Source organism: Nostoc favosum CHAB5714 (genome assembly GCF_020829495.1).
In the GTDB taxonomy this organism is placed as follows: Bacteria; Cyanobacteriota; Cyanobacteriia; order Cyanobacteriales; family Nostocaceae; genus Nostoc; species Nostoc favosum.
Window position 1 is genome coordinate 137,076 of sequence record NZ_JAIVFQ010000005.1, and the last position, 23,047, is coordinate 160,122.

The 23,047-nt window shown below is 43.1% G+C and carries 20 protein-coding genes and 1 pseudogene; 13 read left to right on the plus strand and 8 right to left on the minus strand.

From position 1 onward, the window contains the following. Window positions 1-10: 10 nt before the first annotated feature. Window positions 11-1,030 carry an adenosyl-hopene transferase HpnH gene (gene hpnH / locus LC586_RS06060; protein WP_229483681.1) on the plus strand — a complete coding sequence of 340 codons (1,020 nt, stop codon included), beginning with the start codon at window positions 11-13 and terminating at the stop codon, window positions 1,028-1,030. Between the two features lie 573 nt (window positions 1,031-1,603). Here hpnH and LC586_RS06065 read toward each other — a convergent pair. Further along, a complete protein-coding gene (locus LC586_RS06065) occupies window positions 1,604-1,957 on the minus strand; it encodes a hypothetical protein (RefSeq protein WP_229483683.1) in 354 nt (117 codons plus the stop codon). A 76-nt stretch (window positions 1,958-2,033) separates the two neighbouring features. Beyond that, window positions 2,034-2,738, minus strand: coding sequence for a class I SAM-dependent methyltransferase (locus LC586_RS06070; RefSeq protein ID WP_229483685.1), 705 nt, complete (start codon window positions 2,736-2,738; stop codon window positions 2,034-2,036). A gap of 431 nt (window positions 2,739-3,169) precedes the next feature. Between LC586_RS06070 and LC586_RS06075 the strand changes: the two genes are divergently transcribed. The 8 genes and pseudogenes from LC586_RS06075 (at window position 3,170) to cpcF (ending at window position 9,089) form a co-directional block, all read left to right on the plus strand. Next, entirely contained in the window at window positions 3,170-3,328 is a 159-nt protein-coding gene (locus LC586_RS06075; protein WP_229483687.1) for a hypothetical protein, read from the plus strand. A 337-nt stretch (window positions 3,329-3,665) separates the two neighbouring features. Then, a complete protein-coding gene (gene cpcB / locus LC586_RS06080; protein WP_100897781.1) occupies window positions 3,666-4,187 on the plus strand; it encodes a C-phycocyanin subunit beta in 522 nt (173 codons plus the stop codon). A gap of 89 nt (window positions 4,188-4,276) precedes the next feature. Continuing rightward, on the plus strand, window positions 4,277-4,765 hold the full coding sequence (gene cpcA / locus LC586_RS06085; RefSeq protein ID WP_094349677.1) for a C-phycocyanin subunit alpha: 489 nt from the start codon (window positions 4,277-4,279) through the stop codon (window positions 4,763-4,765). Window positions 4,766-5,207: 442 nt separating this feature from the next. After that, window positions 5,208-6,020 (plus strand): phycobilisome linker polypeptide, encoded by an 813-nt coding sequence (locus tag LC586_RS06090; RefSeq protein ID WP_229483689.1) that lies wholly within the window; start codon window positions 5,208-5,210, stop codon window positions 6,018-6,020. 153 nt (window positions 6,021-6,173) lie between these two features. Beyond that, window positions 6,174-7,043 carry a phycobilisome linker polypeptide gene (locus tag LC586_RS06095; protein WP_229483691.1) on the plus strand — a complete coding sequence of 290 codons (870 nt, stop codon included), beginning with the start codon at window positions 6,174-6,176 and terminating at the stop codon, window positions 7,041-7,043. Between the two features lie 75 nt (window positions 7,044-7,118). Continuing rightward, window positions 7,119-7,331, plus strand: a pseudogene (gene cpcD, locus LC586_RS06100) (rod-capping linker protein CpcD); the annotation flags it as partial. A gap of 25 nt (window positions 7,332-7,356) precedes the next feature. Beyond that, entirely contained in the window at window positions 7,357-8,199 is an 843-nt protein-coding gene (cpcE, locus tag LC586_RS06105; protein ID WP_229483692.1) for a C-phycocyanin alpha-cysteine-84 phycocyanobilin lyase subunit CpcE, read from the plus strand. A gap of 170 nt (window positions 8,200-8,369) precedes the next feature. Then, a complete protein-coding gene (gene cpcF, locus LC586_RS06110) occupies window positions 8,370-9,089 on the plus strand; it encodes a C-phycocyanin alpha-cysteine-84 phycocyanobilin lyase subunit CpcF (RefSeq protein ID WP_229483694.1) in 720 nt (239 codons plus the stop codon). Window positions 9,090-9,201: 112 nt separating this feature from the next. Here cpcF and LC586_RS06115 read toward each other — a convergent pair whose 3' ends face one another. After that, on the minus strand, window positions 9,202-9,852 hold the full coding sequence (locus tag LC586_RS06115) for an HD domain-containing protein (RefSeq protein ID WP_229483696.1): 651 nt from the start codon (window positions 9,850-9,852) through the stop codon (window positions 9,202-9,204). A gap of 1,015 nt (window positions 9,853-10,867) precedes the next feature. Between LC586_RS06115 and pruA the strand changes: the two genes are divergently transcribed. Then, window positions 10,868-13,900 carry an L-glutamate gamma-semialdehyde dehydrogenase gene (pruA, locus tag LC586_RS06120; RefSeq protein ID WP_229483697.1) on the plus strand — a complete coding sequence of 1,011 codons (3,033 nt, stop codon included), beginning with the start codon at window positions 10,868-10,870 and terminating at the stop codon, window positions 13,898-13,900. Between the two features lie 57 nt (window positions 13,901-13,957). Beyond that, on the plus strand, window positions 13,958-14,401 hold the full coding sequence (locus LC586_RS06125; RefSeq protein WP_229483699.1) for a GNAT family N-acetyltransferase: 444 nt from the start codon (window positions 13,958-13,960) through the stop codon (window positions 14,399-14,401). 136 nt (window positions 14,402-14,537) lie between these two features. Here LC586_RS06125 and LC586_RS06130 read toward each other — a convergent pair whose 3' ends face one another. Together LC586_RS06130 and LC586_RS06135 are read right to left on the minus strand one after the other, a co-directional pair. Further along, window positions 14,538-16,712 (minus strand): beta strand repeat-containing protein, encoded by a 2,175-nt coding sequence (locus LC586_RS06130; RefSeq protein ID WP_229483701.1) that lies wholly within the window; start codon window positions 16,710-16,712, stop codon window positions 14,538-14,540. A 666-nt stretch (window positions 16,713-17,378) separates the two neighbouring features. After that, window positions 17,379-19,610 carry a hybrid sensor histidine kinase/response regulator gene (locus tag LC586_RS06135; protein WP_229483702.1) on the minus strand — a complete coding sequence of 744 codons (2,232 nt, stop codon included), beginning with the start codon at window positions 19,608-19,610 and terminating at the stop codon, window positions 17,379-17,381. A gap of 453 nt (window positions 19,611-20,063) precedes the next feature. Between LC586_RS06135 and LC586_RS06140 the strand changes: the two genes are divergently transcribed. Further along, window positions 20,064-20,990: a cobalamin-binding protein gene (locus LC586_RS06140; RefSeq protein WP_229483703.1), complete on the plus strand. Its 927-nt coding sequence runs from the start codon at window positions 20,064-20,066 to the stop codon at window positions 20,988-20,990. A gap of 344 nt (window positions 20,991-21,334) precedes the next feature. On the opposite strand, the gene LC586_RS06145 is transcribed toward LC586_RS06140, so the two are convergent. From LC586_RS06145 to LC586_RS06155, 3 genes are all read right to left on the minus strand, one after another. Beyond that, window positions 21,335-21,637: a TMEM165/GDT1 family protein gene (locus LC586_RS06145; RefSeq protein WP_229483704.1), complete on the minus strand. Its 303-nt coding sequence runs from the start codon at window positions 21,635-21,637 to the stop codon at window positions 21,335-21,337. Between the two features lie 115 nt (window positions 21,638-21,752). Next, window positions 21,753-22,184: a TMEM165/GDT1 family protein gene (locus LC586_RS06150; protein ID WP_229483705.1), complete on the minus strand. Its 432-nt coding sequence runs from the start codon at window positions 22,182-22,184 to the stop codon at window positions 21,753-21,755. Window positions 22,185-22,285: 101 nt separating this feature from the next. Beyond that, window positions 22,286-22,636: a YkgJ family cysteine cluster protein gene (locus LC586_RS06155; protein ID WP_229483706.1), complete on the minus strand. Its 351-nt coding sequence runs from the start codon at window positions 22,634-22,636 to the stop codon at window positions 22,286-22,288. 249 nt (window positions 22,637-22,885) lie between these two features. Between LC586_RS06155 and psb30 the strand changes: the two genes are divergently transcribed. Continuing rightward, window positions 22,886-23,020: a photosystem II reaction center protein Ycf12/Psb30 gene (gene psb30, locus LC586_RS06160; RefSeq protein ID WP_199784655.1), complete on the plus strand. Its 135-nt coding sequence runs from the start codon at window positions 22,886-22,888 to the stop codon at window positions 23,018-23,020. Window positions 23,021-23,047 lie beyond the last annotated feature (27 nt).

Below are 23,047 nucleotides of genomic sequence, written 5' to 3' on the forward strand. Positions count from 1 at the left end.
GAGTAATAGAATGGCAGTTAATTTACAACAAGCTATGGATATTGGGAAGTATCTTGTTACCCAGCGTTTGAAAGGACGTAAACGCTTCCCCTTAGTATTGATGTTGGAACCTCTTTTTCGGTGTAATCTAGCCTGTACTGGTTGTGGTAAAATCCAACATCCAAAGGAAATTTTAAAGCAAAATCTCACCCCAGAACAGTGCTTTGCCGCAGTGGAAGAGTGTGGCGCACCGGTTGTCTCAATTCCTGGGGGAGAACCTCTTCTACATCCCCAGATTGATGAAATTGTTCAGGGATTAATTGAGCGCAAGAAATATATTTACTTGTGTACCAATGGCTTGTTATTAGAAAAGAGCCTGGATAAGTTTCAACCTTCCCCTTACCTAACTTTCAGCGTCCATTTAGATGGGATGCGGGAGTTGCACGATCACTGTGTTGATCGCAAAGGTGTTTTTGATATTGCTGTCAAAGCCATTCGTGCCGCTAAAGCTAAAGGCTTTCGTGTCACCACTAACACCACTATATTTGAGGGTACTGCACCCAAAGATATGCAACAGTTCTTTGACTTTCTAGACACACTTAATACTGACGGGATGATGATTTCTCCCGGTTACAGTTACGAGTGGGCACCAGATCAAAATCATTTTCTCCACCGAGAACAAACACGCACCCTCTTCCGGCAAATTCTGGCTCCCTACAAAGCTGGTGAAAAAAACTGGAACTTCAATCACAATCCGCTTTTCTTAGATTTTCTCACCGGTGAGAAGGACTATGAATGCACGCCTTGGGGTAGCCCTAGTTATAGCGTTCTCGGCTGGCAAAAACCTTGCTATCTCCTGAACGAAGGTTATTACTCTACCTTCAAGGAATTACTAGCACAAACTGACTGGAGTGAATACGGCCAGAAGAGTGGTAATCCCAAGTGTGCCGATTGCATGGTTCACTGCGGCTATGAACCCACCGCCGCAATGGATGCAATGCAACCGCAAAATATGGCGCGTGCCCTTGGCAGTGTGTTTGGCAGGAGCTAGTAAGGAGGCAGTGGGCAAAAGAAGCAGGAAAGTTGAGTTGTGAGCTTCTTATTTTGTAGGGTGCGTTACATCGTTAATGCGCCATCTTTCTAATTTGTTACGGTACGTTAAACCTCTTGCGAAAATCCTTGATCCACCTGGGACTCAAGTCCCAGGCTAATAGCAAAAGTCCGTTTAAACGGACTAAAATTATTGTTATTAGTCGGTTTAAACCGACTTGAGCTATTAGCCCGAAAATTTATTTTCGGGCGGATGTTCGACTTTTGCAAGAGGTCTGTTATACCAATTCACGAAAATCCTGATACATATAGATTTCTCGTAGGGGCATGTCTTTGCCATGCCCCAAAAGAGCGTATTTGTATCATTATTAAAGTGATATCATGTCCGCATAAATAGTTATGCTAACCACAGCCATTACACCCCACCCCCAGCCCCTCCCCGCAAGCGGGGAGGGGAGACAAAGCGACGATTGTCGGGGTGGGGTTCTTCGGGTTTAATAAGCAATCAAGCGGACATGATATGAAATGGTATTAGCCATAGGAATAACACACCCTACTGGCGTGGCACTTTAGTTTAGAGAATTAATATAGAAACATCCCTCACGAGTATAAAAGACTCGTCCACGAGTATAAAAGACTCGTCCACGAGTATCAAAGACTCGCTCACGAGTATAAAAGACTCGTCCACGAGTATCAAAGACTCGCTCACGAGTATCAAAGACTCGCTCACGAGTATCAAAGACTCGTCCACGAGTATCAAAGACTCGCTCACGAGTATCAAAGGCTCGTCCACGAGTATCAAAGGCTCGTCCACGAGTATAAAAGGCTCGTCCACGAGTATCAAAGGCTCGTCCACGAGTATAAAAGGCTCGTCCACGAGTATTAAAGACTCATTCACGAGTATTAAAGACTCGTCCGCGAGTATCAAAGACTCAATGAGGTTTACTCAGCACTCAGCACTCAGCACTCAGCACTATTTCTGAGACTCATCCGCGAGCTATCCATTACCCTTTGAATGCCATCCAACCACCTACCCAAAGCCCAGTGTAGAAGCGAATGACACGGCTAAAATCTGCTTGCTGGAGTAGTTCTAAAATTTTCGCTTCTGAGAGTGGATAAACCCCGTTGTTGAAGTTTTCCAGGAGTTGCTTCTGCTTATCTACAGGAAATCCCGTTTCTTGCCAATAGGCGTGAACTGTAGCAATAGTTTGCTCTAATTCAGGACTTCCTTTTGTACCAAAAACATCAACTAAAATAAACAGTGCCGATGTTTTTAAACGTTGAGCAATGCTTTGAAGGAAAGTAAGTTTACTATCTTCATCTGGGATGAAATGCATTACTAAAATGCTAGTGGCTGCATCGTAAACTGGTTCATTTGGTAAATCTTGAGCGTATCCTTGAATGAGTTTAATACGTTGTGATAGTTGATGTTGAGCTATTTTTTGCTGTGCGATCGCCAGCATCTTTGCTGAAGGATCAACACCCAAAAACTGCCATTGGGGATTACCTTGCCCCAAGCGAACTAACTCCATCCCTCCACCAGCACCGACAACTAATAAATTTGCTGTTTCGGGTAAATAGGAGCGCAAAGAAGCCAGCACAAAAGTATGCATTACTTCATAACCGGGCAATGCCAGGCGTGCCATTTGCTCATATTCATCTGCCGCAATAGGTGAATTGGTATCGAAATCGATGATTTGCTGTGACATGCTTCTCTAACTCTATTTAATCTAGAACATTGTATTACTTTGCAAATAGCGCTTCCATCTCTGTATAAGGTTTGAAGGGAGGAGTTATCATCCTCCGGGTGCATTTTCCTTTGGAGAGGATTTTATTGCTTAAGTCACGCATAAGTAACCACGCGATCGCTAGCCGATGGAACAAGGGTTAGCATCTTAGCTGATCTAAATTAAATGTGAGGTAGTTCACCCTAAAGTTATTCTTTGTAGCCTGCCAAAGCAAGGCTTTATTCATATTGCTTTGCAAATCTAGAGCTTCGGCCGGGCTAGTAATAATCCTAAGTCTGCGATTGCATGGTTCACTGCGGCTATGAACCCACGCCTGCAATGCAGACGTATATATAGCGCGTGCCCTTGGCAGGAGCTAGGAAGTAGCCAATACTACACAACTTAAATGTGCGATGCCTGCGGCGGGCTATGACGCTCGTTCGCCCTTGGCGTCTCCCTTTGGGAGAAGACTCGCTCTAAGCGAAGCCATGCCGAAGGCTTTACGCAACGCTTACGGCGTCGCACCCTTAAAGGGATTTCCCAGAGATGAATTATCCCATCTTTTTGATTGAAGAAAAGTCAATAGCTAAAAGAAATAAATCTGTAAAGTTATGTAAACTAAATTAACAAACATAACAATAATTTGTAATAAATAATGACGCGACAGCATTGTATAAAGATAACTTAGAGGAAAAAACAACATCTTAATCAGGTTTTCCAGTAGTTCACAGAAGTTTGAAGTTTTTTAACAAAAGTTTTAATCTGAAAGCCTGGAGATCGTAAACTTATTCCGTGGATGTCTGTTTTGAACCTTTCGTAACTCGTCAGGCAGTACTGACATCAAATAAACTGAACCATTCAGTTTTGAGTCCAATTATTCTTAACCAAGCAAACTAGGAGACAAAAGCAATGGTTTTAGATGCATTTGCAAAAGTAATCACCCAAGCTGATGCACGCGGTGAATATCTCAGCGCTGCTCAGTTGGACGCTCTAAGTGCCCTTGTTAAAGATGGCAACAAGCGTGCAGATACCGTAAACCGGATTACCAGCAACTCCTCAGCAATTGTTGCCAATGCAGCTCGCGCTCTATTCGCAGAACAACCTCAGTTGATTGCTCCTGGTGGTAATGCTTACACTAGCCGCCGAAATGCTGCTTGCTTGCGCGACATGGAAATCATCCTACGCTATGTCACATACGCAATCTTTGCTGGTGATGCAAGTGTGTTAGATGACCGTTGTTTGAACGGTCTGCGGGAAACCTACTTGGCTCTAGGAACTCCTGGTGCTTCTGTAGCAGTTGGTGTGCAAAAAATGAAGGACGCAGCTTTGGCTCTTGTTAACGACCCCAATGGTATCACTAGAGGCGATTGCAGCGCAATATCATCTGAAGTTGCTAGCTACTTTGATCGTGCAGCTGCAGCAGTAGGCTAAACTAAACCCGCTTTAAGACTATTGACTGACTACTGTCAGTTAGACAAAACGAATTTCAACAAGATTCTAAATAGGGAGATACTAAACCCATGAAGACACCTCTTACCGAAGCAGTTGCAGCAGCAGATTCTCAAGGCCGCTTTCTCTCCAGCACAGAAATTCAAACCGCTTTTGGTCGTTTCCGCCAAGCTCCTGCTAGCTTAGAAGCAGCAAAAGCTTTGAGCGCTAATGCCCAACGTTTGACAGAAGGCGCAGCTCAAGCGGTGTACAACAAGTTTCCCTACACCACTCAACAACAAGGCCCTAACTTCGCTTCTACCAACACCGGTAAAGAAAAGTGTGCGCGTGACATCGGCTACTACCTGCGGATCGTTACCTATTCCTTAGTTGTCGGTGGTACAGGCCCCTTGGATGACTTCTTGATTTCTGGTTTAGCTGAAATCAACCGCACCTTTGATCTATCTCCCAGCTGGTACGTTGAAGCTCTCAAGTACATCAAGGCTAACCACGGTCTAAGTGGCGACCCTGCTGTAGAAGCTAATTCCTATATCGACTACGCAATTAACGCTCTAAGCTAGAGTGTATTTAGCCCGGAAAGGAAAACAAGCTCTGTTAGCAAATAGCTAGGAGTTGGTTTACCTTTCTGGGCAGTTTTATTTTCAAAAGACTGTTAAAGAAGAATGCAGAATTCAGAACACAGAATTCAGAAATCTTTGAGTGTGGGATTCAGACCCGCCACTACTAAAGTTGACCACTAATGCATATTTAGTATGGTGTTTCACCCTTTATTCAGACGCTTCTGGACTCTTTTGCGCTGCGTTATCCACCAGTGGGAACTGAGCTGGCGTTGCCCTGAGCTTTGTCGTTCGCGCAGCGTCTCGTAGAGAAGGGTCGAAGTGTCGCATAGAATTCAATTCTGAATTCTGGCTTTTGACTCCTGAATTCTTTCTTGTTAAAAGACTAGAAAAAAATTTTCTAAAAATTTTTCAGTTTTCCAGTTAAAACTGAGGAGGTTTAAAAATGGCAGCTTTGGGACAAGCAACAAGGCTAGGAATTGGAGCCTTTGAAAACTCAGGACTGGCAGAACTACGTCCCGATAGAAAAGAAACGGATGTGGAAGTGATCATCCGGGCAGCTTACCGTCAGGTTTTGGGTAATGAATACCTAATGGAATCAGAGCGTCTTGTCAGTGCGGAATCACTGTTGCAGCAAGGTACGATTTCAGTTAGGGGTTTTGTGCTAGCCATTGCTCAGTCGGAACTCTATCGGGAGAAGTTTTTCCATTCAACCTCGCAAAATCGCTTTATCGAGTTGAATTATAAGCATTTATTGGGTCGCGCCCCAGAAGATGAGTCAGAGATTTCGTACCACGTTGAGCTTTACAACTCACAAGGTTACGAAGCTGAGATTAACTCATACATTGACTCGCAAGAATATCAAGAAAGCTTTGGCGAAAACATCGTACCATACTATCGTGGCTTTAATAGCCCAGTAGGGCAGAAAAACGTTGGCTATAGCCGACTGTTCCAGCTGTATCGGGGTTATGCCAATAGCGATCGCGCTCAAGGGCAAAAACAAGGACGCCTAACTTGGGAAATAGCTAAGAATCTGGCTTCACCCATCTACCCAGTCTCTACAGGAGCCTTAACAGGTCTCTCAACAGGTGAGAGAGGAAAAACATACCGAATTAGGGTACTACAAGCAGCTTCTCCAAACTCATCTGTAGTGCGGCGAAGTACTGCGGAATTGCTCGTACCCTACGAACAACTTTCTAGCAAATTGCAGCAGCTTAATCGTAAGGGCAGCAAGGTGATTAGCATCACAGCCGTATAAATTAGGGAATAGGGAATTAAGTTAGGAGTTAGGAATCAGGAGTGAGGAGTTAAGAGTTAGAAGTTATGAGTTTTCAATTCCTAACTCTAGCCCTACTCTTAACTCTTAACTCCTAACTTTTCCCAACTACCAATTACAAAAGGAAAATTACCAATGGCTATTACAACAGCAGCATCCCGTTTGGGAACAGAAGCTTTTAGTGATAATGCTCCTGTAGAATTGCGCCCAAATGCAACTAAAGAAGACATAGAGATAGTAATTACTGCCGTCTATCGTCAGCTGTTGGGCAACGATTACTTAATGAAATCTGAGCGTCTCACAAGCGCTGAATCTATTCTGCGCGATGGGAAAAGTACAGTACAAGAATTTGTGCGTCAAGTAGCTAAATCAGAACTGTACAAATCCAAGTTTTTCTACAACAGTTTTCAAACTCGCGTCATTGAACTGAACTATAAACATTTGTTGGGTCGCGCTCCCTATGATGAGTCTGAGGTGATTTATCACTTAGACTTATATCAAACCAAGGGATATGAAGCCGATATTGATTCCTATATTGATTCGGCAGAGTATCAAAGTAGCTTTGGTGAAAATATTGTGCCTTTCTATCGCGGCTTTGAAACCCAAACAGGTCAGAAAACTGTCGGATTTAGCCGGATATTCCAACTTTATCGCGGCTATGCCAGTAGCGATCGCTCCCAACTTAGAGGTAATTCCTCTCGCCTTGCCGTTGAACTAGGTCGCAACAGTGCATCTGTTGTTGTTCCTCCATCTGGTGGGCCTTCCGGCTTTTCCTACGTTGCTCCTGAAAAAGGCGTTACCCCCAACAGCACTTTCGGTGGTGCAGGAACTTTTGGTCAAGAAGGCAGACTCTACCGCATTGAAGTGGCAGGCGTTTTTGGAGCTGGGTATCCTAGCACACGCCGGGTCAATCAAGCTGTTATTGTACCCTATGAAGGACTATCTGCTTACTTCCAGAGAGTCGTAAAACAAGGTGGTAAAATCGCCAGCGTGAAACCACTTTAGTGTCATTAGTCATTGGTCATTAATTTCAGACCAAGGACTAATGAGAACTTCGATTTATAAATTTGGAATTGATTTATGCTTGGACTAATTAATGGTAGAAATAGTAACCGCTCCTTCCGCTATGAAGTAGTCGGTCTGCGCCAAAGCGAAGAAACAGAAAAAGTCGCCTATCCCATTCGTTCTAGTGGCAGTGTGTTTATCACAGTGCCTGAGAACCGGATGAATCAGGAAATGCAGCGCATTACTCGCTTGGGTGGCAAAATAGTCAGCATTCAGCCATTGAACGCTGAGACAACACATAGCGAACACAACCATGAATCCCAGTCCGGAGAAAATTAAAGATTTATCACTGACAGGTGACAATGCCGACGGTGGATCTTTAACAGTAGAGCAAGCGATCGCTAATCTTGAAAGTGCAGATTTAGGTCTGCGATTTTATGCTGCTTGGTGGTTGGGCAGGTTTCGTATAAGTGAACCAGCTGCGGTTACAGCACTGATCAAAGCCTTAGAGGATGAAGCCGACAGGACACCAGAAGGCGGATATCCTCTGCGACGAAACGCAGCTAGAGCTTTAGGAAAACTAGGCGATCGCCAGGCAGTATCACCTTTAATTAGGTGTTTAGACTGCTCAGATTTTTATGTACGGGAAGCGGCTGCACAATCTTTAGAGATGCTGGGCGATCCGGTTTGTATTCCGGCGCTAATCAAGCTATTAGCAGTAGGTTTGCAGGGAGAGCAGCTGATATCACAGCCTGATTTATCTCAACCCTACGATGCTCTTTTAGAAGCCTTGGGAACCTTGAGGGCCACTGAGTTCGCCCCTTTGATCAAGGCATTCTTAGAGCATCCAATCGAATTGGTGCAATATTCTGCCGCACGAGCCATGTATCAATTAACCCAAGAACCAGTTTATGGAGAACGGCTGGTACAAGCTCTGGCGGGGGAGAAATTGCAATTGCGTCGAGCAGTGTTGGCAGATTTGGGAGCGATTGGGTATCTACCCGCAGCAGATGCGATCGCACAGACTCTTGCTGAAAATAGCCTAAAGCTAATTTCTCTTAAAGGATTATTAGAACATCAAGTTAATCACATAACACCAAGCACTTTCTCAGAAGGTGCTATTAAAGTGATGAATTTGATGGACTCGCTGTTGTAGTCATAAATTCTAGATAATCAGTTGTCATTAATACGTTACAAAAAAATCTTTACCACACATAAACCCCCAAGCTATCTGTAAAATCAGGGCTAGGGGGTTTATGTATGATGTCAACTACGGATAACTTAAGCTACAATTGGCTGACGGCTAATTACTCAAGAAAAATTATTATGAATAACAGTGATCTTGCCCAAATATTGATCCGTGCTGTAGAAGAAGCAGATTCCTCGGATCGCTTATTAGACGCAGTTCAGGAGTTAGCAGCAGCTGGTATAGAAGAAGCTGTTCCTACACTAATTGCAGCATTGGGTTACAACAATCCAGGGGCGGCGGTGGCGGCGGTAGATGGGCTGATTGCGATCGGGGAAGCCGCAGTATCACCACTATTGCAACTAATTGATGACTACAACTATGGTGCTAGAGCCTGGGCTATTCGTGCCTTAGCGGGAATTGGCGATGTCCGGGCGCTGGATACCTTGTTAGAGGCAGCAAAGACCGATTTTTCCCTGAGTGTGCGGCGGGCAGCTGCCAGGGGATTAGGCACTTTGCGCTGGCATCAAGTACCGCCTGAAAAACTAGAATCTATTCAGACTCAGGTACTAGAGGCACTATTACTAATTTCTCAAGATCCAGAGTGGGTAGTGCGCTATGCAGCAGTGACAAGTTTAGAAACACTAGCCATTGCCATAGCAGTCACTTTACCCGATCAAGCGTCGCGGATTACAAATCAACTTCAGCAAATGCTCGATACAGATGTTGATCTCGGAGTTCGCACCCGTGTCAAGTTTGCACAGGAAAAAATTCAGCCGCAACAACATCAAGAAGTCTTTGCACCTAAAAGAAAGCTACAAGATACTGAAGTTCCTCACCGTGGCGGTGGCAGACGGTAAGCAATTCAAGATTTCTAGCTGATTTCAATTGCATAGAATACAAGTCTGTCGTAGGGGTGCATAGCTGTGCGCCCCTAGCGCGTGTTGCATCTAAATGAGAATCGCTGTAAAACTAACCAGACAATAAAGACTGAATTTCTCCCTGGATATTGCCACGGGCACATGGTTCGGCGAACTCTGACATTAAAGGCGTAAAGTAAATACGCGATCGCTGTAAAAATCGTTCTAAAACCTGCTGACGACCTGTGATATAATCTGCTTCTGACACCCAGCCATATTCTTTGCGAATGGCATGGGCATATTCTTCATACTGCACTTGGTTAGTAGCCAAAATCGCTAAATCTGCATCAAGTAAAACTTGGCTATCATAGTCATCCACCGCGGCTTGGTGGTCTTTAGTGTTCAGAATCAGACGCCTGACAATAGTTATGGTACTTTCTGGAATACCTAAATTACTCAGCAGATCAAAAGCATAGTCTACACTTCGTTCTTCATTATCTTGAGCTTGAGTGTCATATACTACATCATGAAACCAGGCAGCTAGTTGAACAGCGGCTAGGTTGTTGGTGTAGCCTTGCAAAATCTCAATTGTGCTGAGGACGCGATCGATGTGTTTGAGTGTATGGTAGTAGCGACCTGGGGTAGAGTAAGCTGCAACCAAGTCATTAAAGGCTTTCTCAGCCGCTACCTGGTCAACGCCAAAGGGTTGGAGTGTATGTTGCCAGTTAGAAAATAAAATATTCATGAAGTTTTCTGTAGGCATAGAGTGAGTATACCCATTCTGAGTATCGGAAAAATAAGTAAATCCTATTAAAACTTTGATGAGTAAATAAGTTTAGATGCGTTTGCCTTGCTATAGCAATTGATTTTTTTTTACGTATTTTTGACATTTTTTTCTTTTGTACTTGCTTGTTGAAAGAGACGTGCATATTCTAGAACTAGTATATACAAATAATTTTTCTACTTATATACAAAGGGGAAATAGTAAAATCCGCTTAAAAAAGCGACATTTTGATACCAAGTATTAGACTTTTATACTTTAAATAAAGCTGTATATTTATGCAGTAGGAATAAATAAAAAATAAAACATGATTGACTTTAGTCTCACTCAAGAACAGCAGATGTCGCAATCAAAAACGCGCAAACAGCAGTTGAGATTCTTGGGGGTTATGGGGTGACAAAAGAGTGTTTGGCTGGCAAGTTTCTTGCCGATGCAACTATCGGGTATTCCTGTGACTTTACGCGAGAAGTCTTGCGTCTGGGGATCGTAAACTTTTTGTAATGGATTGAGGGGGAGCTATTTGCTCCCGATAGCGCGGCCCTCTCTCTTCATACTCTTTTTTTTGGCGAAGGTATTGTAGTCATATCGTGTCCGGTTAAAGACTTATCATTAAGACCGCAGTTCTTGCTGTTCTTGCTGGGGGAAAGAGGGTTTTCCGGTTTTTGCACAGATGTGGAAATTATAATTAATTAGCCAGACATAATATCAGGAATTTATTCCTTGATTTCAGCGCTAAAGCGCTCACTACGAACCAAGCATTGTTGACTTGCCAGACTACTAGTAGTCTGTCAAGTGAAGTTTGAAGGGTAAAGAACGAACCTTATTAGGCACAGAGGGCACAGAGTCAGAGAAAAAAAGAGATGTTTAAGAAGTATCTCACCAAGCAAAGTTGACTTGACAGATTACTAAATATGGTGACAGCTAAATGAAAGCGTCAAAATAGAAGACACAGGCTTTGTACAAAAAGCCTTGCCTTGATTAACGGAGTTTATTATCAGTGGTATTACAAGTACAAACAAGCACCTACGAAGCTAAAACCCAAGAAATTGCTAAACAACTTCTAGCAGCAACGCAGGAAAATCGTTCGTTTTTCTCTTCCCTGCGGGATCAAATGCGTTGGGATGATAAATTACTTGCTTGGGCGATGAGTAATCCTGGGTTGCGGGTGCAACTATTTCGGTTTATAGATACGCTACCTGCTTTGCATAGTAAATCAGAAATTGCCTCACATTTACAAGAATATTTAGGCGATGAGTCTGTAGAATTGCCGGCAGCTTTGAAGGGAATGCTAAACTTTGCTAACCCCGACTCTATGCCAGGACAAGTTGCTGCTACAACCGTTGGTACAGCCGTTGAAACTCTTGCTCATAAATATATTTCTGGGGAAAATATTAAACAAGTCATCAAAACAGTTGAACGACTAAGAAAAGAAAAAATGGCTTTCACCATCGATTTACTTGGTGAGGCGGTAATTACCGAAGCCGAAGCGCAGTCTTATCTAGAACGCTATCTAGAATTAATGCAACAATTGGTGGAAGCATCGAAGAATTGGGCAGCTATTCCGGCTATTGATGAGGCTGATGGCGAAGCAATACCAAAAGTTCAGGTTTCTGTTAAGTTAACAGCGTTTTATTCCCAATTTGACCCATTAGATGCTAAAGGTAGTGAAGAGCGAGTTAGCGATCGCATTCGTATTCTCTTACGTCGTGCTAAAGAGTTGGGTGCAGCTGTCCATTTTGATATGGAACAGTATGCCTACAAGGACATAACTCTCAGCATCTTGAAAAAACTGCTACTAGAAGAAGAGTTTCGGCAACGCACAGATATTGGGATAACTATTCAAGCATATCTGCGTGATAGCGAGCAAGATACCAAAGACCTAATTTCTTGGTTGAAAGAACGTGGCTATCCCCTAACAATCCGCTTGGTGAAAGGCGCATATTGGGATCAGGAAACTATCAAAGCAGTGCAGAAGCATTGGCCACAGCCAGTTTACAACGACAAAGCGGCAACTGATGCTAACTTTGAAACCATCACTCAGTTGTTGCTAGAAAATCATCAATATGTGTATTCTGCCATTGGTAGCCATAATGTGCGATCGCACTCTCGCGCCATTGCCATAGCTGAAAGTTTAAATGTCCCTCGCCGTCGTTTTGAATTACAAGTCCTCTATGGTATGGGTGATAAAGTTGCCAAGGCTTTGGTTGACAGGGGTTATCGAGTCAGAGTTTACTGTCCCTACGGTGAATTATTACCTGGAATGGCGTATTTAATTCGTCGGTTGTTGGAAAATACAGCTAATAGTTCTTTTTTACGGCAAAATCTCGAAAATCGACCAATTGAAGAATTATTAGCGCCGCCGATTGTCAAAGAGGAAAAGAACTCTTTAACTCCTAACGTACAGACGCGATTAATCGCGTCTCCTAACGTACAGACACGATTAATCGCGTCTCCTAACTCTCATTTCCTTGGTGCTGCTGATACGGATTACGCCCAGGAAGAGGTGAGAACGAAGGCGGCGCAAGCTTTTCAAAGCGTTCGCCAACAGTTGGGTAAAACTTATTTACCCCTAATTAATGGCGAGTATGTTAATCCGCCAGAATTTGTTGATTCTCTCAATCCTTCTAATTTCAGTGAAGTAGTTGGTAAGGTTGGGTTGATTAGCGTTGAACAAGCAGAACAGGCGATGCAAGCTGCGAAAGCGGCGTTTCCTGGATGGAAAAAAACACCAGCTAAACAACGCGCTGATATTTTGCGGAAAGCGGGTGATTTGATGGAACTCCGCCGCGCTGAACTTTCCGCTTGGATAGTTTTGGAAGTTGGGAAACCAGTTAAGGAAGCTGATGGAGAGGTTTCGGAAGCGATAGACTTTTGTCGCTATTACGCTGATGAGATAGAACGGTTAGATAAAGGTGTGAATTATGACATACCTGGTGAAACTAATCATTATATCTACCAGCCACGGGGAATTGCTGTAGTGATTTCTCCCTGGAATTTTCCGCTAGCGATCGCTTGCGGAATGACGGTTGCAGCTTTGGTTTCAGGCAATTGTACTCTCCTAAAACCTGCGGAAACATCTTCTGTGATTGCAGCGAAACTCACAGAAATCTTGGTAGATGCTGGTTTTCCTAAAGGTGTATTTCAATACGTACCCGGCAAGGGTTCGCAAGTCGGTGCTTATTTGGTAAATCATCCAGATACTCATGTAATTGCTTTTACGGGTTCCCAGGAAGTCGGCTGTAGAATTTACGCAGAAGCGGCAATCTTAAAACCCGGACAAAAGCACATGAAACGGGTGATTGCTGAAATGGGTGGCAAGAATGCCATTATTGTGGATGAAAGTGCTGATTTAGACCAAGCTGTTGTGGGGATAGTGCAGTCGGCATTTGGTTACAGTGGACAAAAATGTTCTGCCGCTTCCAGGGTGATTGTGCTGCAACCGATTTATGATGCCTTTGTGCAACGATTGGTGGAAGCGACAAAATCCTTGAACATTGGGGAAGCAGAGTTACCGAGTACACAAGTTGGGCCGGTGATTGATGCTAATGCCCGCGATCGCATCCGCGAGTATATTGAAAAGGGTAGGGCAGAAGCACAAGTGGCATTAGAATTACCAGCACCCAAACAAGGATATTTTATCGGCCCAGTTATCTTTAGTGAAGTATCGCCAAATGCGATAATTTCCCAGGAAGAAATTTTTGGCCCTGTGCTGGCGGTAATTAGAGTCAAAGATTTCCAGGAAGCATTAGCAGTCGCCAACGGTACAAACTACGCTTTGACTGGAGGACTTTATTCTAGAACACCTTCGCACATTCAGCAGGCGCAGACAGAATTTGAAGTCGGGAATTTGTACATCAACCGCAATATTACAGGAGCGATCGTTGGGCGGCAACCCTTTGGTGGATTCAAACTTTCTGGAGTAGGTTCTAAAGCCGGAGGCCCTGATTACCTCTTGCAATTCCTCGAACCACGCGCGGTGACAGAAAATATTCAGCGCCAAGGTTTTGCACCAATTGAAGGGGCTGATTAAAGCTTGTAGGGTGGGCAATGCCCACCTTTTTTATATACTATATATAGAAAGAGTTGGATGAGTAATTTAGTCATAAAAGTTGCTGATTTACCTGAAGAATTTCCAGCGATCGCAGCAATTAGAAAATCAGTTTTTCAGGAAGAACAAGGGGTAAATCCCGCTTTAGAGTTTGATGGCAAAGATGAAGTATCTCAGCATTTGATTGCTTATTTAGATCAGAAAGCTGTGGGTACTACCAGAATTAGATATTTAAATGAAAAAACAGCCAAAATAGAAAGACTTGCTGTTTTGTCTACAGCTAGAGGGCAGGGTATTGGGAAGAAAATCATGGAAAATGCACTACAGATTATAGCTAGTAAAAATGTTCGAGAAGTTGTGATTCACGCCCAAGAGTCTGTAAAAGTTTTATACCAAAAATTAAACTTTGTAGAAGAAGGAGAAATATTTGAAGAAGCTGGGATTCTCCATGTGAAAATGAGAAAAATTTTCTACCTAGAATGATTTAGGATTGCTATATCGATTGCTTTGTTAACACTATTTTCATTAATAAATCGAATGCGATATGCCTATAATAGCATCTCGCATTTCCAGAATTTATTATTTTTATCTGGCTAGAAGCATGAAGCGCTCATCACGATTAAGCAATCACATAAAAATTGTTATTGGTTAGTGACACTCCACCAAATAGTTGTGCAAATTTTACCTGAGTAAACGCACCTCGACTGCCATCTTGGTCAAAGTACAATGCACCTGTAGTGTCATCATAGATAAATCGGTGAGCGATCGTTGTTGCAGATGTTCCAAGTGTAAACCGACTAGCAGAGAGGAAATATAGTGATAACCCCCCACCAAAACCAGCAGCCGATACCTCAATATCTTCATTATTTGCGTTGAAGTCATAAATACTATCAACGCCTTCATTATAACTATTGAAAGCAAAGGTATCAGCACCATTTCCTCCATAGAGGGTATCATTACCGTTCCCACCTGTTAGGGTATCATTCCCAGCGCCACCCTTGAGGGTGTTATTGCCCAAGGCGCCAGAGGCAGAGAGGAAATCATTGCCATTGCCCCCATCAAGTAGATTATCGCCTGTAGAATTGTCAACCTTCAAGATATCGTTACCAGCGCCACCGTTGAGGGTATTATTACCTGAGGCGATATTACCGTCAAGGTTGCCAGAGGCCAAGAGATAATCATTGCCATTGCCCCCAGAGAGTAGGTTATCACCCGCTGAACTGTCAACATTCAAGGTATCGTCACCAGCACCACCGTTTAGCGTGTTATTTCCAAAAGCGCCATCATCGTTGTAATAATACTGCTGGTCAGAGACAAAAAGAGAATCATTACCATCGCCCCCATTTAGAAGGTTATCGCTTTGTGGTAGGTCAACATTCAAGGTATCGTCACCAGCGCCACCGTTTAGGGTGTTATTTCCAGGAACATTATTGAATTCTTGGAAGGATTCAAAGTAGCCATAGACAGAGAGAGAATCATTGCCATCGCCCCCAAAGACTAGGTTATCGCCTGTTCCACCAACAATCAAGGTATCGTTACCATCGCCACCGTTGAGAGTGTTATTACCTGAGGAGTCAAAGAGACTGCCTCTAATTGTGTAGGCATAGGAACTGAGATAATCATTGCCATCGCCCCCAAAGACTAGGTTATCGCCTGTTGAAGATCGAACATCCAAGGTATCGTTACCATCACCACCGTTGAGTGTGTTATTGCCTGAAGTCTCATATTTCTCGTAGTAGAAGTAGTCGTAGTAACCAGAGGCAGAGAGATAATCATTGCCATCGTCCCCAAAAAGTAGGTTATCACCTGTTGAACCGTCAACATTCAAGGTATCGTCACCAGCGCCACCGTTGAGGGTGTTATTCCCTGAAGTAGAATACAAGGGGTAGCGATAGGTGTTGGAGGCAAAGAGATAATCATTGCCATTGTCCCCAGAGAGTAGGTTATCGCCTGTTGAACCCTCAACATTCAAGGTATCGTTACCAGTGCCACCGTTGAGGATGTTGTTGCCACTATCATCAATGAGAGTATCATTCCCCGTACCACCTCGCAGCAAGTCCTTATCAGTACCACCAACAAGGGTGTCATTGCCCAGATCACCAATGAGAGTATCATTCCCCGTACCACCGCGCAGCAGGTCGTTGCCACTTTTGCCGTTGATGCTGTCATTACCGCCCTGACCATTGATGACATCATTTGAGTTGTCAAAGCCGATGACATAGTTATTCAGGTCGTTAAAAAAGGTAACTCTGTTCTTGTTGAACGGGTTCTCTTGGGTGGAGTTGGCATTGACGACATCAAAGCTATCACTGATGGTGCTTTGCGCAGAAAACTGGATATTGCCCAGCGTTGATAGGTTATCTAGGTTTTCCAGGTTAAAGTTTTGCAAGATGACTTTCGTCTCAACGAAATCTGGATCCCTAGAGTAAATCAGATAGTTACCAATCAGATCACCCAGATCACCCACCTCTTCAAAGGTAATTTCCAGATTGTTACCATTTTGGACGAGTAGCAGATTTCGGGCAGTTCTATCTTGGAATATCAGGGTATCCACTTCGGCAATGACTGCTGCCGAGGGATTTGAGCCTTTACCTACGCCACCGAAATCGGTGATAATATCGATGCCGTCGTACAAGTCATAAACAAATTTATCCTTGCCGCTGCCACCAGTCAGGATGTCATTGTCTATATCACCTGTGATGGTATCGTTCCCCCTTAGACCGTCAATTGTATCCTCGTCGAAGTAGTCGCCCACTAGAGTATCATTACCGTTGGTTCCAATGATATTTGCCATAACTTTTACCTACCTGAATCGATTTTTTACTAACTTAAGTTATCAACCTACTGTTACACCATTTCACTTTAATAATGATACAAATACCCTGGTAAGGGCATGGCAATGCCCATTGGTGTCAACTTAACGTGAAACTCTTGTAAAGACGTGATATTGAGTTCACTGACTTACCATCACGATCCGCCTCACCCCACCCCAGTTTTGTCTAAAGCCAAAACTTCCCCTCCCCGCAAGCAAGGAGGGGATTGAGGGGTGGGGTAAAACGCTTGTGGATAAGCGTTTGAGCTTAAGTTGACACCTATGGGCATTGCGCCTTGCCCCTACGAGAAATCTATATGTATCAGGATTTTCGTGAATTGGTATTAGTGCTGTTTTAGGACACAATTAACTCGCAAAGAGTTGAAGCTTTTGGCAACATGATAACTAAATACAAAATATTTACTTAGATGTCTATACTTAAAGAGACATCTTTGCATAGTCTTCACATCATTGATTGATAAATGTATATAAAAATACTGAACTTTGTATAATCTTCACACTTTTATATTGATGGCAGCGATGCCTGGGTTAGGCTACGCCTAAGGGATGATGAAGGTTAGATGATCGCCTCGCATGATTTTACAATACCTCTTTAAGACTAAAAATATGAATGCGATCGCCTAGCGTCTAAATTGGTGTTTCGTTAATCTGAAAATCGCTATAACTCAAATATCGTGTCAATATTGACTCTAATTGAACTACCCGAATTGGTTTGAGAAGATAGTCGTTAGCACCAGCTTGCAGAATAGAAAGCTTCTCCTCTGGAAGGTCACTAAAGCCCATCATCACCACCTGCAAATCTGGGAAATAAGGCTCTTGTTTGAGAACATTTAGCAAATCTCGGCTATTAGCATCACCTACTAACTGGACATCCAACAAAATTAAATTTGGTCTGAGGTTTCGCACTTGTTCTAAAAAGTTATTTACGCTGTCTATCCACTTAACTTTATAGCCAATTATCTGAAGATAATCTTGCAATACTATGGCAGTATTTTCCTCTTTTTCCACAAGTAAAATGATTTTATTTTCGGGGGTAGCTGGGGAGGATGTTGCTGCTGTATCTTGCTCATCTCCTTCATCTTGTCCTGTTTGCACATCCACTAAATTTGGTAGAAATAGAGTGAACTGACTACCTTCTCCCAAAGTCGATGTAACAGTCACATCTCCACCATGCAAACGCGCTAATTTGCGTGTTAAAGCTAAACCCAAACCAGTGCCTTCATACTGCCGATTTAACCGACTGTCAAGTTGTTTAAACGGTTCAAATAGAAATTGAAACTGATTTGAGTCTATACCAATTCCAGTATCTGAAACTGTAAACGTTATTCCTTGCGATACTTTTTTGACTACCAGCGATACCTGACCGGCTGGGGTGAATTTAATCGCATTGGTGAGCAGGTTTAGTAGCATTTGCTTAATGCGCCACTCATCAGCAAAACAAAAAATATCCTCTTCTAGGTCAATTTTACAGGTGAGTTGCAATCCCTTTTCTAAGGCGCGATCGCGCACTGTCCATATAGCATAATTACATAAATCTGACACTGGCAAAGCTGAGAGTAACAGTTCCTCTTTGCCTGCTTCTACCTTAGATAAATCAAGGATATCGTTAATTAGTGCCAGCAGATGTTCACCACTACTGTATATACAATTTACATATTCGTTCTGCTTTTCATTGAGAGAGCCAACTATTTCTTGTTGCAACAACTGCGACAAACCCATAATCGCATTGAGAGGCGTCCGCAACTCATGGCTCATGGTTGCTAAAAATTCACTTTTTGCCCGACTGACAGCTTCTGCTGCTTCTTGAGAAGCACGAAGTTTCAACTCTGTTTCCTTCCGTTCAGTAATATCCTCAATCATCGCTAGAAAAAACTCAGGTTCACCATTGCTCGCTGGTATAACAGAAACAGAGATATGAGTCCAAACTAAGCTACCATTTTGATGCAGGCAGCGTCTTTCCATCTCAATCCGATGTCTTTCGACAAACTGTTCCTGATGTTTGGAAGGTTGGAAGCCTACCCTCGAAGTTCTTTTTAAGTTTGTGTGAATTCCTGACATCAGTTGTTTGTAAAGTTTTAAATCCCCCCTTTGTGTGGAAATGTAATCTGTAAAGCGCTTGCCGTATAACTCTTCTCGGCTGTATCCTAAAATCTCGCACAGTGCCAGATTAGTATCGACTATCTGCGCTTTCATATCTATAAGTCCAATGCCGATAGAAGAACGCTCAAAAATCGCCCGAAATTGCGCCTCACTCTGTCGCAATGCTTCCTGTACGACGTTTCGCTCCTTCGCTTCTATAGCCAGCGTCACGAAATCTGCAATCGAGCCAGCAAAAATCTCTTCCTCCAAAGTCCATTGGCGTTCTTCGCCTATGTGTTCGTGACAGACTATGCCCACCAAACGACCCTCTAGCCAAATCGGTGCATCCAGCAGGGATGTGATGCCCGAAACTGAAAGATAAGACTCGGATAATTCTTGGGTTCTTGTATCGTTGATGGCATCATCTGCGGCAATGGTACGTTCTTCTTCTAAAGCCTGGAAATAAGCTGGATAATTTTTTTCTGAAAGCGAGTTACCAAAACTATGCTTCTTGGTATTTACATCATATAAATCGATGCATTCAATTTTTGAACGTTCTTGATTAAATAACCATACACCAACTCGCTTCACTAAAAGCGTCCGAGCAGCAGCCTCTGTTATTTCTCTTAAAGCCGCATTGAGATCACCTTGCTGAAATGTCTTGCTTCTTGCCAGTTGCACCAGCGTCTGGCTTTGTTTTCGCCGACGATTTTCTTTGATTTGTAAAGCCTTTTGGGACTGGTTGCGCTCTGTAATATCTCTAGCTGACACCACCTGCATTAGTTGACCTCAAGAATAAATAATTTTGCCTTGCAGTTCTACAGGGAAATTAGAACCGTCTTTGTATAACTACAATTACTTGATATGGTTTTTCATAACCGGAATATATATTTTTTCTAATTAAAATTTATGATTTTGGATAAGATGTTTCAAACTAGATTTTGCTCATCGTTTCTGTTACTTCATGCCAGTGATTTTCGCCAGGGGATAATTAGCATTTCAAAGAACTCTACTATCAAGTAGTATCAGTAGTATAGTATTTTGAATTTGGGTCTATGGACTAGGAACTGGGGACTGAGGACTAGGAAAGACTCTTCTCAATACCCAACACTCAGTTTAATTTATTGCTGAGTGTTGACTACCAAAACACGCTTAATTCTCCTAGAGAAAGATGCCTAATGACTCAAATTTTGCAAGAATTGAAGTGATGGCAGCTTTTGTGGAGGTGGAGCGATGACGGATAGTAATGTGAGAATTGTTTCCCTGATTCCCGGTGGAACAGAGATTTTAGCGACACTAGGCTTGGTTGATGCTATTGTGGGGCGATCGCACGAATGCGATTACCCTCCAGAAATCCTCAATCGCCCCATTTGTACCGAAGCACGCTTAAATTCCAATGCCTCCAGCGGTCAAATTCATGATGAAGTGACCAATTTATTGCAATCTGCTCTGAGTATTTACCAAATCAAAACAGATGTTTTAGAGAAATTGCAGCCTACCCACATTCTCACTCAAGACCAGTGTGATGTTTGTGCTGTCAGCTTACACGATGTTGAAAAGGCAGTTGCTACACTCATTGACAGTAAACCGCAGATTATTTCTTTACAACCCAATCTTCTCCAGGATATTTGGGTTGACATTCAGCGAGTCGGTAACACCTTTGGCGTAGATTCTGTAAAAGTCATAGAAAACTTAGAAGCTCGCGTCAAAATTTGTCAGCAAAAAATCCAGGGACTTTCGTTAAATGAACAGCCTACAGTCGCCTGTATCGAGTGGACTGATCCTTTGATGGTAGCCGCCAATTGGATTCCAGAATTAGTTAACTTAGCAGGAGGACAGTCCTTATTTTGCACTACAGGTCAGCCTTCTCCTATCTTGCCGTGGGAAACACTATTAACAACCGATCCCGACGTAATTGTTTTTATGCCTTGTGGTTTTGATTTAAATCGCACTCGCCAAGAAGCTAATTTATTAACTCAACATTCAGACTGGGAAAAACTGCACGCTACGAAAGCTGGCAGGGTATACATCACTGATGGCAATTCTTACTTTAATCGTCCAGGGCCACGACTGGTAGATTCTCTAGAAATTTTGGCAGAAATTTTGCATCCAGAAATTTTTCAATACGGCTACAAAGGAACCGGTTGGGAACTTTTGTAAAGAAGAATTTAGAATTCAAGAGCGGAGCCGGAGACGCTCCGCCTCCGGTCAGAATTCAGTATGAATTCGAGTCCGATGGTTACTGAGCTTGTCGTTCGCGCAGCGTCTCGTAGAGAAGTACTGGGTAATATTATGTCCGCTTGATCGCTTATTAAACCCGGAGAACCCCAAAGAGCCAAAGCTATGCTTTGTCTCCCCTCCCCGCATGCGGGGAGGGGTTGGGGGTGGGGTTCTTTTATTATGGGTAATTTTGCGTAGTTACTTATTAGTTTAAAACCTTGGCCGGTTCCAATCCCCCACGAAGAGTAATTCTGATTCCTGGATTCTGAATTCTGAATTCTTCTTTAAGATGTTTGCTCAGAATCTGCCGATGGTTCATTGTTAAATAACAGCAGGCGTGCAGCGAGGATGGCAAATCCCACAGCAGCGATCGCTTTTAACAAGCGTGTAGGTAATAATTCGGCTACAGCACCCCCTGCTAATGCTCCCAACAAACTTGTCAACAGCAATGCGCCTGCTGCACCAAAAAATACTGCACGCGGAGAATTACAACGCCCTGAAAGTGCGATCGCTGCTAGCTGACTTTTGTCACCTAATTCTGATAAAAAAACTGTAATAAAGCTTAGTCCTAAAAGATGCCAATCCATATTATTAAGGGGGAGTGGGGAGTGGGGAGTGGGGAGTGTGGGAGGCAGGGGGAGAATAACAAATGACTAATGACTAATGACTAATGACTAATGACTAATGACTAATGACTAATGACTAATGACTAATAAATACATCCCAAAATAGCATTAGAGAAATTACCAACAACATCACGCCTGCTGATTTTTCTACAGTTTTTGGGCTGAGTCGGGTGGCTATCCAACTACCTAAAAGCACGCCTAATAAGCTGGTGGTTATCAGCGCCGCCGCAGATCCGATAAATACCACCCACGGCGAATGAGATTCTGCACTCATTAACAGGGTGGATAGCTGAGTCTTATCTCCAATTTCTGCTAGAAAAATGGTTATAAAAGTTGTACCAAAAACTACTAGTGCTGATTGCTGCTTCTGAGGACTATCGGCAACTACAGGCTGAACTGGTTGGGCGATCGCAGGAGTTAAGTTAAAATCATTGCTGTCTTTCAGTTCTAGCTCGATCTCAGTCTGAGATATGCCAGAAATATCCAAAGGAGCAGAATCAAGTTTCACAGGCAATAGTTTGGTTGCGAGGTTGTTTTCATATTTCTATCATATTCTCAGATTGCTGTAATAAATTGCAACTCCAGATACTAAAACGAGCAGTGGGAGTGTCACAGCCCGACAGCTTTATTGAAGCGTAGTATTTCCAGACTGCGATCGCCGTATACTCCTTCTATTTGCTGGCGACAGCAGTCAATAGCAAAATCATTGACTTCTTCTGGTTCAACCCCATACATATCTTGAAACACTTCTGATTCCACACGGCAGAAGCGAGGACGATCTGAGTAGATACGGCATTCTCGCGTGGTATGGTCGAAGTTAACGCACCATCCCCCTTCGCCTACCATGCTGAGGTAGAGTTCTAGTTCTGGTGGAGAGAGATACTCATCCAAATCTGGACGCTCTGCTGGATCAAGATTACAGCAGGCTCCACATTGTTTTACACATTGCCAAGTTGACATTTTAGATTGGGGAGTAGGGAGTAGGGAGTAGGGAGTAGGGAGTGGGGAGCAGAGAGCAGGGGAGGCAGGGGAACAAGAACTATTGATTATTGAGCCATGCCCCATGCCCTTATTTTACGTTTTTATGTCTTTTCTTATAATTTTGTTAAGTAAATTAAATCTAACAGGCCATAGCCAGATATGATCGATTGCGGGTTTTGTAATTAAGTTATTGAATTTTTTAAGGCAATTGAGAGGAGAAAAGGAAAAATGTTTGACTCTTTGTTTAACGCTTTTACCAGTATCAATTGGGAAGTTATTTTCCAATTGCTGTCCGTGGCGCTAATCGTCATTGCTGGGCCAGTGGTAATCTTTTTGCTGGCATTTCGCAACGGCAACCTATAAGAGTTATGAGTGCTGATTGAGAGTTAG